The organism is Aeromonas bestiarum, assembly GCF_000819745.1.
Taxonomy (GTDB): domain Bacteria; phylum Pseudomonadota; class Gammaproteobacteria; order Enterobacterales; family Aeromonadaceae; genus Aeromonas; species Aeromonas bestiarum.
The window spans coordinates 60,815-76,760 of the sequence record NZ_CDDA01000007.1; the positions used below are offsets into that span (position 1 = coordinate 60,815).

The following is a 15,946-nucleotide window of genomic DNA, read 5'->3' on the forward strand; positions in this document are numbered from 1 at the left end:
TTGACAGCCTCTTCGCCAGCCAGACATAGTGGCGCTCGGCTTTATAAACCAGGAGTTTAGAGTGGATCGTCTGACCGCCATCGAGATCTTCGTCGAAGTCGCCCGCGCGGGCAGCTTCAGTGCCGTGGCGGAGCGATTCGAGATGACACCGGCCATGATCGGCAAATACATCAAATGGCTGGAGGCCAGAGTGGGTTCCCGCCTGCTCAACCGCAACACCCGCTGCCAGAGCCTGACCGAGGCGGGCAGAGAGTACCTTGGCGGTTGCCAGAACCTGCTGCAGCACTATCGGGAGCTGGAGCAGAACACCCGGGCCCATACAGGCCAGGCGGCGGGCAAGATCCGCATCAATGCCCCCATCACCTTTGGCAGCTATCGGCTGACCCCCTTGCTGTGTCGCTTCATGGCGCAGTATCCGCAGATCCGCATCGAACTGGATCTCTGCGATCGGCTGGTCGATGTGATCGGCGACGGCTTCGACCTCATCTTTCGGGTCGGCACTCCCAAGGATGCCGCCTACATAGCCCGCCCACTGACCAGCTCGGCCTCGGTCTTCTGTGCCTCGCCACACTACCTGCAACACCACGGCACCCCGCTCGAGCTGGCGGATCTGGCCCGTCACCGCTGCCTGGGTTTTACCCCCTGGCTGACGCAGTCGAGCCTGGCCGAGGAGTTTCCCCTCGAACATCTGCACCTGTGGGACAGCCAGTTCATCAGCAACCATGGCAGCGCCCTCAAGGTGGCGGCCCTGAATCATGCGGGCATAGTGCTGCAACCCAGGGCTCTGCTGAGCCAGGAGCTGGCCAGCGGCGCCTTGCTGGAGATACTGCCGGATGCCCTGCCCGCTCCGCGCCCGGTCAACCTGCTCTACCCGGCCAGAGAGCCCATGCCGCTGCGCCTGCGGCTGCTGATCGACTACCTCAGCGACCACCGTCATGAGCTGGATCTGCCCGCCTGAGAGGCAGGCCAGACCGGGTTACTCCCCGCGCAGCGTCGCCTTGCGCAGATAGACATAACCCTCGCCCGGGCTGCCCCAGCGCTGATGGGCCTCGTTGTCGTAGGCCCTGTCCAGCAGCCTGACGCTGTCGGGGCCGATCCAGAGGTACTGCACCAGAGTGCTGGCGCCGCCGAAATTGGTGGAGCAGCTGCCAACCTTGCTGTGGCCCGCGTACTCCCCCGAGGGTTGGCGGGTCAGCCAGATCTCGCAGCCCTGACGCAGGGAGAGCTGTTGCGGGGTGAGGGAGTTCAGCAGACTGGGGTCGCGCCAGGCCCCGGCGAAGTCGACGGCTCTGGGCATGGTCAGTTCGGCCATCAGGATGCGGCCATCGGGGACGGGAGAGAAACGGTAGATACGCTGGCGAAACGGACGCACCGCCCGCTCGGTCAGGAACTGCTCGGCATAGACCCAGCGAAAGCCCTTGTAGCCGGGCCAGATCTCCACCAGCCGCAGCTCGGCGCTGGTGAAACGGGTGTCATAACTGGCCTGCTCCCGGCTGGAGAACTCGCCGGTAAACCAGGAGAGCAGCGGTTCCATGCTGACCTGAGCCGTCGTCGCCCTGGCCGCTGACGGGCCGGTCGGGATGGTGACAAAGGGGGCGGGCGCCGCCCATACCAGGCAGGTGCAGAGCAGCCCGCACAGGGCCGCCATCAGCGTGACCATCGAATCCTTCCGAATCATTTTCATGGCGGCGATTATATGAGCGAATGGCCGCAATAACCGCAATCTTGATCAAATCCTTGCCGATCCATTGAAAAATCACAGTGTTAGCGAAAGGAAGTGACGGCGGCGCCGGGTTCAATGGCCCCGTCACCTGCCGGCGCAGAGGCAGCCACCCCACCCAGCCAGCGGCAAACGAGGCCTACCTGCCGATAACTTGGATGACGGCTGAACGGGCCACGGCTTCCTCTTGTGGGCGCTCTTTGAATCGGTTATTTCTCTTGCAACGCCTTGCGCATCGGATGCAAAGGTCATGCATATCAGGAGCAAAGATGAAGAGAGCCGTAATCGCAGGCATGGTGGCCATCCTGCTGGGTGGCTGCGCAGTGAAGAATCAGGTATCGCAGGGGTTGCAGGCGATCCCGCTGGCGGCCTTTCAACCAAGTGAAAGCAACCCCAACCAGCGCGTCTACAAGGAGCCCGGCGTGGATCTGCGCCAGTACCATCAGGTGCTGCTCGACCCGCTACAGTTCATCCGCCAGGAGAACGGCCACTGGTATCTGCTGACCGCCAACGAGCAGAACGACATCGGCCGCTACTACCACGCCACCTTCCAGCGCGAACTGGTCAGCCAGGGCGTGCAGATCGCCACAGCCCCCGGCCCTGGCGTGATGCGGGTGCAGGCCGCCATCACCAACTTCGATCTGACCCGCCCCGACCCCAAACTGCGGGATCTGCTGCCCGCCAAGATCGCCATCAACGTCACCCGCGAAGTGATCGGCAAGGAGCCCTACCTGCTCAAGGTGGGCAGCATGGCCCAGTTGCTCGACTCCCAAAGCGGCAAGCTGCTGGTGCGGGTGATGGATGCGCGCGAGAGCCCGGATACCACCCACAAGGACTCCCCCATCACAGCCGACGAGATGGAGAAGATGATCGATCAGTGGGCCGCCAGCCGCGCCAAACAGCTGGCCGACAATCTGGGCCGCTAGTCCGGCTTGCCACATTCCGGCCCAGTGCGCCCTGCGGATGGGGCCGGTTATTTCCCCTTTCTGTGACAAGGAGCCGTCATGAACCGTCACCCCAGCATCAAACACTGGCGCGAGCTGCAAGAGCCGGAACCGGGATCCTACCCAGGCAGTGAGGAGCGCATGTCGCACGGCAGCGCTCTCGGCAGGCACTTTGGTTTCAGCCGTATCGGCATCCACCACGAGCTGGTCGAGCCCGGCCATCGCACCAGCTGGCCCCATGCCGAAGAGACCGAGGACGAGTTCGTCCACGTGCTGGAAGGGACGCCGGATGTCTGGCTCGATGGGGTGCTCCATCGGCTGCAACCGGGCGATTCGGTGGGTTTCAAGGCCGGTGACGGGCTGGCCCACACCTTTATCAACAACACGGATGAGCCGGTGCGGCTGCTCTGCATCGGCGACACGGACCGGGAGGACAACCGCATCCACTACGCCCTGCACCCCGAGTACAACCGCCAGATCGGCAAGCGCCACTGGGACGAGGTGCCCGCCCGCGACATGGGCGATCACGACGGCCTGCCCGACCGGCTGCGCGAGCGCAACGGCCCGTTCTGAGCGACCCCACACAGCCATATAAGGAATCACGATGAATCGCCACCCCTGCATCAAACACTGGCGCGAGCTGCAAGAGCAGACGCCGCGCTACTACTCCGGCAGTCAGGAGCCCCTTTCCCGCGGCTGCGCCCTCGGCAAACACTTTGGCTTTAGCCGGATTGGCATTCACCACGAGATCGTCGAGCCCGGCCACCGCACCAGCTGGCCCCACGCCGAAAAGACCGAGGACGAGTTCGTTCACGTGCTGGAAGGGACGCCGGATGTCTGGCTCGATGGGGTGCTCTATAGGCTGCAACCGGGCGACTCGGTCGGCTTCAAGGCCGGTGACGGCCTGGCCCACGCCTTTATCAACAACACCGAGGAGCCGGTGCGGCTGCTCTGCATCGGCGACACGGACCGGGAGGACAACCGCATCCACTACGCCGTTCACCCCGAGCGCAACATCACCCTCGGCCAGCTGCACTGGGACGACGTACCCGCCCGCGAGCTGGGGGATCACGATGGCCTGCCAGACAAGCTGCGCGACAGTAACGGCCCTTTCTGATCCGGCGCTCATACCGGAATGGCCCAGCGCTGGCGACTATCCTTGATGCGGATCTCAATCAGGAGGAGTTGATCATGACGACGGGAACAGTACGACTGCACAGGGTGCTCAAGGCGCCTCCGATGCGGGTCTATCGGGCCTTTATCGAAGCGGATGCGCTGGCCAAGTGGCTGCCGCCCCACGGCTTCACCTGCCGGGTGACGCAGCTGGAGGCCAGGGTCGGCGGCCACTTCCGGATGGCGTTTACCAACTTCGCTACGGGTCACAGCCACGCCTTCGGCGGCGAGTACCTCGAACTGGAGCCGGGCAAGCGCATCCGCTACACCGACAGCTTCGACGATCCCAACCTGCCGGGAGAGATGCGGGTGACCATCAGCCTGACCGGTGTGCTTTGCGGTACCGAGCTTGCCATAGAGCAGGCCGGGATCCCCGAGGTCATACCGGTGGAGATGTGCTATCTCGGCTGGCAGGAGTCCCTGACCCAGCTGGCCGCCCTGGTCGAACCCGAGATCCCGGGGGAGTAGCCGGGCACAGGCCCGAGCGGGTTGCGCGCGTCGGCCAGCCCAAAAAAGAGAGCCTGCCACCTGGCAGGCTCTCTTCATTCCGGCAACCCTGAGACTTATTGCAGGTTCAACCCGCCCAGATAGTCCCGCTTGCCGAGATCGACCCCGGCCCGGCGCAGCAGGGCATAGGTCATGGTGAGGTGGAAATAGAAGTTGGGGATGGCGTACTCGTGGACGCAGGTATGGCCGTCCATCCCCTTGCCGCCCGCCCAGTGTGGGACATAGCGCCCGCTCTCGAACTGGCTGAAATCGGCATCCAGCTTGCTCTGCAAAAAGGCGATGGTCTTGGTGATATGGGCGCGCAGATCCGCCATGGTCCTGGGCTCATCCCCCATCACGGGCTGCTCGCCATGGCTGGCGGTGGCGACACAGGTACGGGCCGAATCGCAGCAGATCAGCACCTGTTTGCTGAGTGGCAGCATGTCGACGATCAGCCGATCGCCGAAGAAGTTCTCCACATTGAACTGCTTCGCCTCGGCATGGGCAGCGGCCTTGGCCAGACACAGGTCGAGGTTGGTCAGCATCTTGATAAACTGGGCAACAATATCACGGTTCATGGTGCGTTCTCGGTTGGTTGAAGGCAGTTAAACGAGCGGCACCACTATAGCGCATCCCCCCGCAGTATCACCCCCACCCCACAACCGCCGCGACAAGGTATGGCCATCGACAAGGGCATATTGGGACACCCACCTTTTTGACAGCGCTTTACCTCTGTTCTTGACTGAAAGGGATATCGCAGGAGGTTGCCATGACCATTGCCCGCTCCCGTCAAATCAGTCTGCAAGATACGCCTTATTACCATGTGGTCAGTCGCTGCGTGCGGCGGGCCTTCTTGTGCGGTGAAGATGCCCATTCCGGCCAGAGTTACGAACACAGGCGCCAGTGGGTGGTCGACAAGCTGAGCCAACTGTCGCGCCTGTTTGCCATCGGCGTCTGCGCTTATTCGGTGATGAACAATCACTACCACCTGGTGCTCAAGGTTGAGCCTGATACAGCCACCAACTGGAACGAGCGGGAGATAGCCGAGCGTTGGGCGGCACTGTTTCAGTGGCCCCTGCTGGTGCGGCGCTGGTATCAGGGGGAATCCCTGATTGAACCGGAACTTATGGTCGTACAACAGCTGATAGCCCAATGGCGTGAGCGGCTGCATTCCATCAGCTGGTTTGTTCGGCTGCTCAATGAAAAACTGGCCCGCCAGGCCAATCTGGAAGATGGTTGCAAGGGCCATTTCTGGGAAGGACGCTTCAAAAGTCAGGCATTGCTCACCGAGTCAGCCCTGCTGGCCTGCATGGCCTACGTTGACCTCAATCCGATACGGGCAGCGATTGCCGACAGACCGGAAGAGAGCGATTACACCAGCATCAAGCAGCGGCTCGCTGACCAACAACCCACAGTGCCATTGCCACCTCTGTTGCTGCCGTTCTCCAGCAGAAGTGATGGCCTGCCCTACCTCTTTACCGACTACCTGGAGCTGGTCGACTGGACAGGGCGAGCCATCAGAACCGACAAACGGGGCCATATTGCGGCTCACCTTGCCCCCATCCTGCAACGACTTGGCCTTGATACTGCGCAATGGTTGCGACAAGTGACGATGTTCCGGCGGCAAGGCATCAGAGCTGTGGGTGACAGGGAACATTGCCAGCTGTTCGCACAGCACTGCGGGCAGCAACGATGTCACCAGCCGCCTCTTTGAATCGCGAGTCCCACTTCATATCACACCCCGGCATGTCATCTGATGCCGGGCATGACGCATGCCTGAACAAGAGGCTTTAAAAGCCAGAACCGTCACCTTGTCGCTCCCGCTCCAGCCACCGAACCATCCATCACCTCATCACCAGTCTGGCTACGGCTTACTCAGAAAGGTGGGTGTCCTAAGATCTGTGGTATGCGCTGCCCAGGGATGCCATATCAAACTAAAAAAGAGCAGGACATCTGCTTTGACAAACACACAGCTCCTGAGCCAGAAATGCTATTCATCAAGGGACTTACTTATGCATTTGGCTATGGTAGGGGGCGTGATTTGCATCAAGCCTATAGCCTACTATCACTTGCCGAAAGATACGGTAGAGAGAGTGACATGATCAATGATTACAAAAAAATAATTCAGCCATTAATCTCTACCAACAAGTCAGATGAAATAACAAAATGAACACTATAAAAAACCATTATTCCAATACTAGGAGAATGGAATGATATCAACAAAAAACGTCCTATTTGTCACCACATTGTTTATCCCATTTACTACGGTGAGTGATGAGTATCATGGATCACTAGGTAATCTTAATATATCCATGTCGTTCACCAACGTAGAGGAGCCTGCTATTTATATGTATGATAAACACAGGACTCCTATTCCATTGCATTTCGCATCAAAAGATGACAATGGCGTTATTAAGTACATTGAGAAAAACAATGACATATCTGTAACTGAACTTCTTTTAACACAAAAAAATAACACTTTCTATGGTTACTGGAAAAATATAAAAACAGGCCAGCGCCACCCTATATCATTAACCTTGAGTGATGATTTGAGAGGTAATATACAATCAACCTCATTTGACGATGCCTATGTCAGAATACGCTGTGATGATACAGGGAAAAAGACTCATATTATCAACAAGCAGACAGATAAAACAGTGTTTACTCTAACATCAGAGGGCATGTGCAACAATGATGAATTAGAGATAGATGACTATAACTTCGATGACTATCCAGACTTTTCAGTCTTCGAAAGCTATTATGCTGGACCAAACACATCTCGAACATATTATTTATATGACTCAACGACTCGGCGCTATAATGAAACAGATCAACTATCACTAACCTCTCTCTATTTTGATAAAAAAACGAAAACTGTTACATCAACTAACCAATGCTGTGCAGGGGCTCAAATTATTATTGAGAACTACAAGTGGATTGGTAAGAAATTGAAAATGATTGATGGTGTGTGCTTGGTACGCGATGACAGCGGTGAGCAAATAGAAAAACCCAGAAAATATTGTAACTGACCTAGTACTGAGACATTCACAACGATCACCATTAAGTTGCTAACGTCCTACTACCACTTTAACAGCCCGGAACAATGATGATCCGGGCTGGTTGATGAAGGGAAGTTACAGCGCTTCCAATCTGGCATACGCCGTCACCAGCCACTTGGCACCGACCTCGTCGAACTGGATCTGCACCCGGCTCTGCTGGCCGACCCCTTCGAAGTTGAGCACTATGCCTTCCCCGAATTTTGGATGGAGCACCCGCTGGCCAAGCGTGATGCCGCTGGCGTCGAAGCTCTGCTGCACCTCGTTCTGGCTGAAGCGGCCGTACTGGGTGGGTCTGCTCACCTGGGTGCGCAGCCGGATCTCTTCCAGACACTCGGCGGGCATTTCGCGGATAAAGCGGCTCGGCTTGTGGAACATCTCGCGGCCATAGATACGGCGGCTCTCGGCATAACAGATGTAGAGCTTCTCCATGGCGCGGGTCATGCCCACGTAACAGAGGCGCCGCTCCTCTTCCAACCGGCCCGACTCCTCGGTGGATTGCTGGCTGGGGAACATGCCCTCTTCCACGCCGACCAGCAGCACCAGCGGGAACTCCAGCCCCTTGGCACTGTGCAAGGTCATCAGCTGCACCGCATCGGCATATTCGTCCGCCTGATTCTCGCCGGATTCGAGCGCCGCGTGGGCGAGGAAGGCGGAGAGATCGCTCATGTCTTCCAGCTCGTCCGGGCGCTGGTACTGGCGGCAGGCGGTGACCAGCTCGTCCAGGTTCTCTACCCGCGCCTGGGATTTCTCGCCTTTTTCCGCCAGATACATCGCCTTGAGGCCGGAGTGCTGGATGGCGATATCCGCCTGCTGGTGCAGCGGCAATAGAGAGACCTTCTCTTCCAGCGCATCCAGCAGATCGACGAAGCCGCGCACCGCATTGCCGGCACGGCCGGTCAGCACCTTGTCGTTGAGCAGCCCCTTGGCCGATTGCCACAGGTTCTGGCCCTGATCCCGGGCGTTGGCCCGCAGTATCTCCAGGGTGCGATCGCCTATGCCACGGGTCGGGGTGTTGACGACCCGCTCGAAGCTGGCATCGTCGCCACGGTTGTTGATCAGACGCAGGTAGGCCATGGCGTCCTTGATCTCCTGCCGCTCGAAGAAGCGCAAGCCGCCGTAGATGCGATAGGGCATGGCGTCCTGCATCAGCGCCTCTTCCAGCACCCGCGACTGGGCGTTGGAGCGGTAGAGAATGGCGCAGTCGGCCAGCAAGCCGCCTTTTTCCTTCCAATCCTTGAGACGACCGACCACGAAACGGGCCTCGTCCACCTCGTTGAAGGCGGCATAGAGGGAGATGGGATCCCCTTCCGCTCCCTCGGTCCACAGCTCCTTGCCGAGGCGCTCCGAGTTGTTGGCGATGACGCAGTTGGCCGCTTTCAGGATATTGGCGGTGGAGCGGTAGTTCTGTTCCAGGCGTATGGTCTCGGCGCCCTGATAATCGGTCAGGAAGCGCTGGATGTTCTCTATCTTGGCGCCGCGCCAGCCGTAGATGGACTGGTCATCGTCGCCGACTATCATCACCTTGCCGGAATCCCCTGCCAGCATCCGCAGCCAGGCGTACTGTATGCCGTTGGTGTCCTGGAACTCGTCCACCAGGATATTCTGGAAGCGGTCGCGGTAGTGCTCGAGGATGTGGGGCTTGTTGAGCCACAGCTCGTGGGCGCGCAGCAAGAGTTCGGCAAAGTCCACCAGCCCGGAGCGATCGCAGGTCTCCTGGTAGGTCTTGTAGATCTGCTGATAGGTGCGGGTGACGGGGTCGCCGTAGAGGTCGATGTCGCCGGGGCGCAAGCCCTCGTCCTTCTTGCCGTTGATGTAGCTCATCACGGCGCGCGGGGCCCAGTGCTTCTCGTCCAGGTTGAGCGCCTTGATGACGCGGCGGATGAGACGGTACTGATCGTCTGAGTCGAGGATCTGGAAATCCTGCGGCAGACCCGCATCCAGATGGTGGGCCCGCAGCAGACGGTGGGCGATACCGTGGAAGGTGCCTATCCACATGCCGCGCTGCATGCTGCCCAACACCTTCTCGACCCGGCCGCGCATCTCGGCGGCAGCCTTGTTGGTGAAGGTCACGGCTATGATGGAGAAGGGTGAGCAACGCTCCACCTGCATCAGCCAGGCAATACGGTGCACCAGCACCCGGGTCTTGCCCGAGCCGGCGCCGGCCAGCACCAGCAGGTTGCTGCGGGGCGCCGCAACGGCATCTCTTTGCTTGTCGTTGAGCCCGTCGAGCAGGGTTGAAACGTCCATCACCACTCCTGTTTATTTATACAGGCGGGGATTATACGACCTGTGGCGCCACAGACCAAATCGGCGTGAACGACCGGCGCCACCTGGTATGTCGGGCCTGGGTCGGGAGAGGCCAAAACGGGCCTGGAACATAAACAGGCACCAATAGAAACCACTTTTTAGCCCACCGGACGAAAACGCTTGCTTATAACCATATGAATATAAACAAAAATGTCATTTGAAACCCTGCTTTTGCAGAATTTAAATCTGAAAACAGGCATCAAAACAACCACTTATAAATTGATTTGCTTATATTTCAAACCGTTACCGCAAACGTTTTTCCTTTATGATCTCCTTGACCCGCACCGTGGCTCACTTACAGTTAGCCAGCGTGCTTTATGGCCTGCTCCGGCAGGTTGTGGACCCTCACATAACAATCAAGGATACGATCGTGACTAAAGTGCTCAAGCTGGCCACCGTTGCCACCCTCACTCTCGCTGCCCTTTCTGCTCAGGCAGCTTCCCAGCCCGCCGTCATCTATGACACCGCCGGCAAATTCGACAAGTCATTCAACGAAGCCGTGTTCCGTAACGGCGTCGAAGTCTACAACAAGGACAAAGGCGTCAAGGTCAAGGAGTTCGAACCCCAGAACGAAGCCCAGCGTGAGCAGGGCCTGCGTCGTCTGGCCAGTCGTGGCAACGGCCCGATCGTCGCCGTCGGTTTCAACATGGGCTCGGCCGTCGAGAAAGTCGCGACCGAATTCCCGAAAACCCAGTTCACCATCATCGACATGGTGGTCGACAAGCCGAACGTGCAGTCCCTCATCTTCAAGGAGCATGAAGGCTCCTTCCTGGTGGGTGCGCTGGCAGCCATCGCCTCCAAGACCGGCAAGGTCGGCTTCGTGGGCGGCATGGATATCCCGTTGATCCGCAAATTCGAGTGCGGCTACGAGCAGGGTGCCAAGTACGTCAATCCGAAGATCGAAGTGTTCCAGAACATGACAGGTTCCACCCCGGCGGCGTTTGCTGACCCGGCCAAGGGTGCCGAGCTGGCCAAGTCCCAGTTCGCCAAGGGCGTCGACGTGGTTTACGCCGCGGCCGGCGGTACCGGTATCGGTGTTTACCAGGCAGCCAAGGATGAAGGCAAGTTCGCCATCGGCGTGGACTCCAACCAGAACCACCTGCAACCGGGCACCATGCTGACCTCCATGGTCAAATCCGTGGGTCTGGCCGCTTATCAGACCTGGGATGACGCCGCCAAGGGCACCTGGAAACCAGGTATCAAGAACCTGGGCCTGGCCGAGGGCGGTGTGGATTGGGCACTCGACAAAGACAACGAGAAGCTGATCAGCGCAGACATGAAAGCCAAGGTTGACGCCATCAAGGCCGATATCATCTCCGGCAAGGTCAAAGTTCATGACTATATGAGCGACAACAGCTGCAAATACTGAGTAACCGCTACTACTCTCAACCCAACGACCGGCCCGTACGGGCCGGTTTTTAGTCTCTCTTCATGACCCGCAAGGACTGCATCATGGACCAGACAGATCGCTATGCCATCGAATTAAGAGGTATCGATAAGCGGTTCGGCGAAGTGTACGCCAACAAGCAGATCGACCTTAAGGTTCAAAAAGGCAGTATTCACGGTATCGTCGGCGAAAATGGCGCCGGCAAGTCGACTCTGATGAGCATCATCTACGGTTTCTACCACGCCGACAGAGGCGAGATGTTCATCGACGGCAACCCTTTCAAACCCCATGGCTCACAAGATGCGATCGCCGCAGGCGTGGGCATGGTGCACCAGCACTTCATGCTGGTTAACAATTTCACCGTGCTGGAGAACGTCATCCTCGGCGCGGAAAACGGCTGGCACCTGGGCCAGAGCCTGGCGGCGGCCGAGAAGCTGCTCGGCGAGCTGGCGCGGGACTATGGTCTCGACGTGCCGCTGCACGAGAAGATCGAGGATCTGCCGGTGGGCCTGCAACAGCGGGTCGAGATCCTCAAGGCGCTCTATCGCGGTGCCCGTATCCTGATCCTCGACGAGCCGACCGGGGTGCTGACCCCGCAAGAGGCGGATCACCTGTTCGAGGTGTTGAAAAAGCTGCGGGATCAGGGCGCGACCATCATCCTCATCACCCACAAGCTGCGGGAGATCCTGGCCATCACGGATCAGGTCTCCATCATGCGCCGGGGCGAGATGGTGGCCCACGTCGCCACCAAGGATACCGACAAGGAGCATCTGGCCGAACTCATGGTGGGCCGCAAGGTGCGCCTCAAGGTCGACAAGGGCCCGACCCAGCCGGGCGAGGCCAAGCTCAAGGTCAACGGGCTCAGTTACTTCGACGATGCCAAGGTGGAGCGGGTCAAATCCGTCAGCTTCGAGGTGCGGGCCGGTGAAGTGGTCGGCATCGCCGGCGTCTCCGGCAACGGCCAGTCCGAGCTGCTAAGCCTGCTCGGCGGCATCATCAAGCCCAGCAAGGGCAGCTTCACCATCACAGGCAATGGTCAGGCGCACGAGGTGAGCGTGGCGCATCCGGCCGATCCCGAGCGGGTGCGGAACTTCGGCCTAGGCCATGTGCCGGAAGACAGGCACAAGATGGGCCTTATCAACCGCTTCGAGGCGCAAGAGGCCTTCATCCTGGGTTATCACCGCCGTCCCCAGTACAACAAGGGCTGGTTGCAGAACAAGGAGGCGATCCTGCAGGATTGCCAGGCCAAGATGGACAAGTGGGACGTGCGCCCGCCCCATCCCGACCACAAGACGGCCAACTTCTCCGGTGGCAACCAGCAAAAGCTGGTGATCGCCCGTGAAGTGGAACAGAACCCGGATGTGCTGCTGATCGGTCAGCCGACCCGCGGGGTCGATATCGGCGCCATCGAGTACATCCACCAGCAGATCATCGCCATGCGCGACAAGGGCAAGGCAGTGCTGCTGGTGTCGGTGGAGCTGGACGAGATCATGAGCCTGTCTGACCGGATCCTGGTCATCGCCGACGGTCGTATCGTCGGTGAGCTGGACGGCGCCAAGGCGGATGAGCGCACCATAGGGCTGATGATGGCGAACATAGTTCCCGACGAGGTGGCTGCCAGCCAACCCGAAGGAGCCACATCATGAACCTGGTACCCTTCCGTGAAACAATGGGTTTGATGATGGTCAACGCACCAGTCCCCGACGAGATTGCCAAGGAGGCTCGCTCATGAGCCAAGCACGTATCCCTGCCTGGATCTCCGTGGGCGTGCTGCCCGCGGTCAACATATTGCTGGCCTTCCTGGTGTCGGCCATCCTGTTCTATTACCTCGACATCAACCCGGTCGATGCCGCCAAGATCATGTGGTACGGCGCCTTCGGCACGGGAGAAGGGGTCGGTTTCACCCTCTACTACGCGACCGGTTTCATCTTCACCGGCCTGTCGGTGGCGGTGGCCTTCCATGCCGGCCTGTTCAACATCGGCGGTGAAGGCCAGGCCTATATCGGCGGCCTCGGCGTCGGCCTGGTCTGTCTGCTGCTCGGCGACTCCCTGCCGTTCGCGCTGCTGCTGCCGCTGGCCATCATAGCCGGTGGCCTGTTCGGTGCGGCCTGGGCCTTCATCCCGGCCTGGCTGCAAGCCAAGCGCGGCAGCCACATCGTCATCACCACCATAATGTTCAACTTCATCGCCGCCTCCCTGATGGCCTACCTGCTGGTCGAGGTGTTCAAACCGGCGGGCTCCATGGCGACCGAGAGCAAGGTGTTTGCCGAGGCGAGCTGGTTGCCCAAGGTCAGCGAGCTGGCGAGCGGTTTCGGCATGGAGATGCCCAACAGCCCGCTCAACATCAGCTTCTTCTGGGCGCTGATCTGTGCGGCCCTGGTGTGGGTCTTCATCTGGCATACCCGCTGGGGCTACGAGATCCGTTCCGTGGGTGCGAGCCAGAGCGCCTCCGCCTATGCGGGAATCTCCTATCCCAAGGTGGTGATCCTGGCCATGGTGATCTCCGGCATGCTGTCGGGCTTCTTCGCCCTCAACGTGCTGCAGGGTGAACTGCACCAGATCAAGCTCAACTTCGTGGAAGGCTTCGGCTTCACCGGTATCGCGGTGGCCCTGATGGGACGCAACCACCCGGTCGGCGTCATCATCGCCAGCCTGCTGTTCGGCTTCCTCTATCAGGGGGGCGCCGAGCTCAGCTTCGAGTTCGGGGTCGACCGCAACATAGTGGTGGTGCTGCAGGGTCTGGTGATCCTGTTCTGTGGCGCCCTTGAGCACATGATGCGTCCGCGCATCGAGCAGCTCTATCTGGCATTTGCCAACCGCTCATCCGCGCAAGCCAAGGGAGTCTGATCATGTTCGAAACTCTGATCCTGATGCTGGATGCCACTATTCGTACCGCGCCACCGCTCATCCTGGCCGCCATGGCGGGCATGTTTTGTGAACGCTCCGGTGTGGTCAACATAGCGCTGGAAGGCAAGTTGCTGGCGGCGGCGTTCGCCAGCGGCGCGGCGGCGGCCGTCTCCGGCTCCGCCTGGATTGGTCTGGGTGCGGGTGTGGGCGTCTCCATACTGTTCGCCCTGATGCACGGCTTTGCCACCATCACCCACAGGGGCGATCAGGTGGTGAGCGGCATGGCCATCAACATACTGGCGGCCGGTCTGACCGTCACCCTGGGCCGTTACTGGTTCGATCAGGGTGGCCAGACCCCGGCGCTGTCCGGTGCGGCTCGCTTCGCCCCCATAGATCTGCCCTACGCCAAGGAGCTGTATGACGTGCCCGTCATAGGCCAGCTCTACAGCGAGCTGCTGAGCGGCCACTCCCTGCTGGAATACGTGGCGTTTGCCGCCGTGCCCCTGGCCTGGTGGGTCTTGTTCCGTACCCGCTTCGGCCTGCGTCTGCGTGCCGTGGGCGAGGCGCCGGCCGCGGTCGACACCGCCGGTATTTCCGTGGTGCGGATGCGTTATACCGCGCTCATCATAGGCGGCCTGCTGGCCGGTATTGGTGGCACCTATCTGGCGGTAGCCCAGACGGCCCAGTTCATCCCCAACATGAGCGCGGGCAAGGGCTTCATGGCGCTGGCGGCGCTGGTGTTCGGCAAGTGGCGCCCCTGGAATGCCATGGCGGCCTGCCTGCTGTTCGGCTTCCTCGACGCGGTCGCCATCCGGCTGCAAGGGGTCAGCATAGGTGGCTTCGCCATTCCGGTGCAGGCCATAGAGGCGCTGCCCTACATACTGACTGTGTTCCTGCTTGCCGGTTTCATCGGCAAGGCGGTGGCACCCAAGGCGCTCGGCACCCCCTACGTCAAGGAACGGGAATAGCCCTCTCCTTCATGCCATACAAACAGGCCCGCGCAAGCGGGCCTTTTTTATCTCCATTTTCATGCCGCCCGCCCCTCAACCCACCGGCCGCACCAGCGCGGGCTGATGGGGATCGCTGAGCCGCTCGGCCAGGTAATCCACCAGCAGCCGCACCTTGGGGGAGAGATGGCGGTTGTGGGGGTAGAGGGCCCAGATCCCCTCCTCCGGTGCCCGCAGCTCGGGCAGCAGCTCGACAAGCTCGCCCCGGGCCAGATGGTCGCTCACGTAGTAGTCCGGCAGCTGGATGATGCCGATCCCCTTGAGCGCCGCGTCCAGCAGGGCGTGGCCGCTGTTGCACTGCAGCAGACCGTGCACCCGCACGCTGTGGGGGCGAGCGTCCAGAGTGAAGTACCAGTCGTCACTGTTGCCCACCAGACAGCGGTGGCGGGTCAGCTCGGAGAGGCTGTTGGGGATGCCGTGACGGGCCGTGTAGGCCGGCGAGGCGCACACATAGGGCACCCGCTGCGCCAGCTTGCGCGCCACCAGGGTCGAATCCTTGAGATGGCCGAGCCGGATCGCCAGATCGTAGCCTTCGTGCACCAGATCCAGCAGCTGGTTGGTAAGGTTGAGGGTCACCTCCAACTGGGGGAAGCGCACCATGAAGTCGTTCACCAGGGGGGCTATGCGGCTCTCGCCATAGGAGACGGGGGCCGTGATCCGCAAAGACCCTTGCGGCACCGCCTGATGGCGCCCCACCGCCAGCTCCGCCTCGTAGAGGTTGTCCAGCAGCTGGCGGCAGTGACGATAGTAGATTTCGCCAAGCTCGGTGAGCCGTACCTGACGGGTGGTGCGCAGCAGCAGCTTGGCCTGCAGCCTGTCTTCCAGCTGCGCCACCTGTCGGCTCACCTGAGCCACCGACACCCCCAGCTTGCGCGCCGCCGGGGTAAAGCCCCCCTGCTCCGCCACGCTGACAAATTCACAGATCCCTTCCCAGCCGAGCATTATTACCTGTGTGTAAAAGTGATTTGATATTTAGCCTTATTATCACCAAATCGAAGGGAAACTACACTGCATAC

General features: G+C 60.1%; 16 protein-coding genes. 12 read left to right on the forward strand and 4 right to left on the reverse strand.

Translation table 11 applies throughout. The features are described from left to right. Nucleotides 1-61: 61 nt before the first annotated feature. The gene (locus BN1118_RS03510) at nt 62-958 is read left to right on the forward strand and encodes a LysR family transcriptional regulator (protein ID WP_043554598.1); all 897 of its coding nucleotides are present in this window, start codon (nt 62-64) and stop codon (nt 956-958) included. Between the two features lie 18 nt (nt 959-976). Here the strand turns inward: BN1118_RS03510 and BN1118_RS03515 are convergent, their stop codons facing one another. After that, nucleotides 977-1,660, reverse strand: a complete 684-nt coding sequence (locus BN1118_RS03515) for a chromophore lyase CpcT/CpeT (protein ID WP_043554599.1) — start codon at nt 1,658-1,660, stop codon at nt 977-979. 329 nt (nt 1,661-1,989) lie between these two features. Between BN1118_RS03515 and BN1118_RS03520 the strand changes: the two genes are divergently transcribed. The 4 genes from BN1118_RS03520 (at nt 1,990) to BN1118_RS03535 (ending at nt 4,305) form a co-directional block, all read left to right on the forward strand. Next, nucleotides 1,990-2,646 (forward strand): DUF3313 domain-containing protein, encoded by a 657-nt coding sequence (locus BN1118_RS03520; RefSeq protein WP_043554600.1) that lies wholly within the window; start codon nt 1,990-1,992, stop codon nt 2,644-2,646. Nucleotides 2,647-2,724: 78 nt separating this feature from the next. Continuing rightward, nucleotides 2,725-3,237 carry a cupin domain-containing protein gene (locus BN1118_RS03525; RefSeq protein ID WP_043554601.1) on the forward strand — a complete coding sequence of 171 codons (513 nt, stop codon included), beginning with the start codon at nt 2,725-2,727 and terminating at the stop codon, nt 3,235-3,237. A gap of 31 nt (nt 3,238-3,268) precedes the next feature. Further along, nucleotides 3,269-3,781 carry a cupin domain-containing protein gene (locus BN1118_RS03530; protein WP_043554602.1) on the forward strand — a complete coding sequence of 171 codons (513 nt, stop codon included), beginning with the start codon at nt 3,269-3,271 and terminating at the stop codon, nt 3,779-3,781. Nucleotides 3,782-3,855: 74 nt separating this feature from the next. Continuing rightward, nucleotides 3,856-4,305, forward strand: a complete 450-nt coding sequence (locus tag BN1118_RS03535; RefSeq protein WP_043554603.1) for an SRPBCC family protein — start codon at nt 3,856-3,858, stop codon at nt 4,303-4,305. A 95-nt stretch (nt 4,306-4,400) separates the two neighbouring features. Here BN1118_RS03535 and BN1118_RS03540 read toward each other — a convergent pair whose 3' ends face one another. Continuing rightward, a complete protein-coding gene (locus BN1118_RS03540) occupies nt 4,401-4,901 on the reverse strand; it encodes a DUF1993 domain-containing protein (RefSeq protein WP_043554604.1) in 501 nt (166 codons plus the stop codon). A gap of 191 nt (nt 4,902-5,092) precedes the next feature. Between BN1118_RS03540 and BN1118_RS03545 the strand changes: the two genes are divergently transcribed. From BN1118_RS03545 to BN1118_RS21545, 3 genes are all read left to right on the forward strand, one after another. Further along, entirely contained in the window at nt 5,093-6,037 is a 945-nt protein-coding gene (locus BN1118_RS03545) for a transposase (protein WP_043554605.1), read from the forward strand. Nucleotides 6,038-6,229: 192 nt separating this feature from the next. After that, nucleotides 6,230-6,493, forward strand: coding sequence for a hypothetical protein (locus tag BN1118_RS21540; RefSeq protein ID WP_156994812.1), 264 nt, complete (start codon nt 6,230-6,232; stop codon nt 6,491-6,493). 40 nt (nt 6,494-6,533) lie between these two features. Further along, the gene (locus tag BN1118_RS21545) at nt 6,534-7,352 is read left to right on the forward strand and encodes an XAC2610-related protein (protein WP_156994813.1); all 819 of its coding nucleotides are present in this window, start codon (nt 6,534-6,536) and stop codon (nt 7,350-7,352) included. Nucleotides 7,353-7,457: 105 nt separating this feature from the next. On the opposite strand, the gene uvrD is transcribed toward BN1118_RS21545, so the two are convergent. After that, nucleotides 7,458-9,629, reverse strand: coding sequence for a DNA helicase II (uvrD, locus tag BN1118_RS03550; RefSeq protein WP_043554606.1), 2,172 nt, complete (start codon nt 9,627-9,629; stop codon nt 7,458-7,460). A gap of 430 nt (nt 9,630-10,059) precedes the next feature. Here uvrD and BN1118_RS03555 point away from each other — a divergent pair, with 430 nt between their 5' ends. From BN1118_RS03555 to BN1118_RS03570, 4 genes are all read left to right on the forward strand, one after another. After that, nucleotides 10,060-11,058, forward strand: coding sequence for a BMP family lipoprotein (locus BN1118_RS03555; RefSeq protein ID WP_042866835.1), 999 nt, complete (start codon nt 10,060-10,062; stop codon nt 11,056-11,058). A gap of 83 nt (nt 11,059-11,141) precedes the next feature. After that, on the forward strand, nt 11,142-12,722 hold the full coding sequence (locus BN1118_RS03560; protein WP_043554607.1) for an ABC transporter ATP-binding protein: 1,581 nt from the start codon (nt 11,142-11,144) through the stop codon (nt 12,720-12,722). Nucleotides 12,723-12,804: 82 nt separating this feature from the next. Continuing rightward, complete coding sequence (locus BN1118_RS03565; protein ID WP_042866832.1) at nt 12,805-13,923, forward strand: ABC transporter permease; 1,119 nt, start codon at nt 12,805-12,807, stop codon at nt 13,921-13,923. Between the two features lie 2 nt (nt 13,924-13,925). Next, complete coding sequence (locus BN1118_RS03570) at nt 13,926-14,891, forward strand: ABC transporter permease (RefSeq protein ID WP_042866829.1); 966 nt, start codon at nt 13,926-13,928, stop codon at nt 14,889-14,891. A gap of 75 nt (nt 14,892-14,966) precedes the next feature. On the opposite strand, the gene BN1118_RS03575 is transcribed toward BN1118_RS03570, so the two are convergent. Beyond that, on the reverse strand, nt 14,967-15,872 hold the full coding sequence (locus tag BN1118_RS03575; protein WP_043554608.1) for a LysR substrate-binding domain-containing protein: 906 nt from the start codon (nt 15,870-15,872) through the stop codon (nt 14,967-14,969). Between the last annotated feature and the right edge of the window lie 74 nt (nt 15,873-15,946).

What these genes read in the sequence shown, in the direction of transcription:
- BN1118_RS03545 (WP_043554605.1), top strand. Translation starts at nt 5,093, where the DNA reads ATGACCATTGCCCGCTCCCGTCAAATCAGTCTGCAAGATACGCCTTAT.
- BN1118_RS21545 (WP_156994813.1), top strand. Translation starts at nt 6,534, where the DNA reads ATGATATCAACAAAAAACGTCCTATTTGTCACCACATTGTTTATCCCA.
- uvrD (WP_043554606.1), bottom strand. Translation starts at nt 9,629, where the DNA reads ATGGACGTTTCAACCCTGCTCGACGGGCTCAACGACAAGCAAAGAGAT.
- BN1118_RS03525 (WP_043554601.1), top strand. Translation starts at nt 2,725, where the DNA reads ATGAACCGTCACCCCAGCATCAAACACTGGCGCGAGCTGCAAGAGCCG.
- BN1118_RS03540 (WP_043554604.1), bottom strand. Translation starts at nt 4,901, where the DNA reads ATGAACCGTGATATTGTTGCCCAGTTTATCAAGATGCTGACCAACCTC.
- BN1118_RS03565 (WP_042866832.1), top strand. Translation starts at nt 12,805, where the DNA reads ATGAGCCAAGCACGTATCCCTGCCTGGATCTCCGTGGGCGTGCTGCCC.
- BN1118_RS21540 (WP_156994812.1), top strand. Translation starts at nt 6,230, where the DNA reads ATGCGCTGCCCAGGGATGCCATATCAAACTAAAAAAGAGCAGGACATC.
- BN1118_RS03560 (WP_043554607.1), top strand. Translation starts at nt 11,142, where the DNA reads ATGGACCAGACAGATCGCTATGCCATCGAATTAAGAGGTATCGATAAG.
- BN1118_RS03575 (WP_043554608.1), bottom strand. Translation starts at nt 15,872, where the DNA reads ATGCTCGGCTGGGAAGGGATCTGTGAATTTGTCAGCGTGGCGGAGCAG.
- BN1118_RS03520 (WP_043554600.1), top strand. Translation starts at nt 1,990, where the DNA reads ATGAAGAGAGCCGTAATCGCAGGCATGGTGGCCATCCTGCTGGGTGGC.
- BN1118_RS03530 (WP_043554602.1), top strand. Translation starts at nt 3,269, where the DNA reads ATGAATCGCCACCCCTGCATCAAACACTGGCGCGAGCTGCAAGAGCAG.
- BN1118_RS03515 (WP_043554599.1), bottom strand. Translation starts at nt 1,660, where the DNA reads ATGGTCACGCTGATGGCGGCCCTGTGCGGGCTGCTCTGCACCTGCCTG.
- BN1118_RS03535 (WP_043554603.1), top strand. Translation starts at nt 3,856, where the DNA reads ATGACGACGGGAACAGTACGACTGCACAGGGTGCTCAAGGCGCCTCCG.
- BN1118_RS03570 (WP_042866829.1), top strand. Translation starts at nt 13,926, where the DNA reads ATGTTCGAAACTCTGATCCTGATGCTGGATGCCACTATTCGTACCGCG.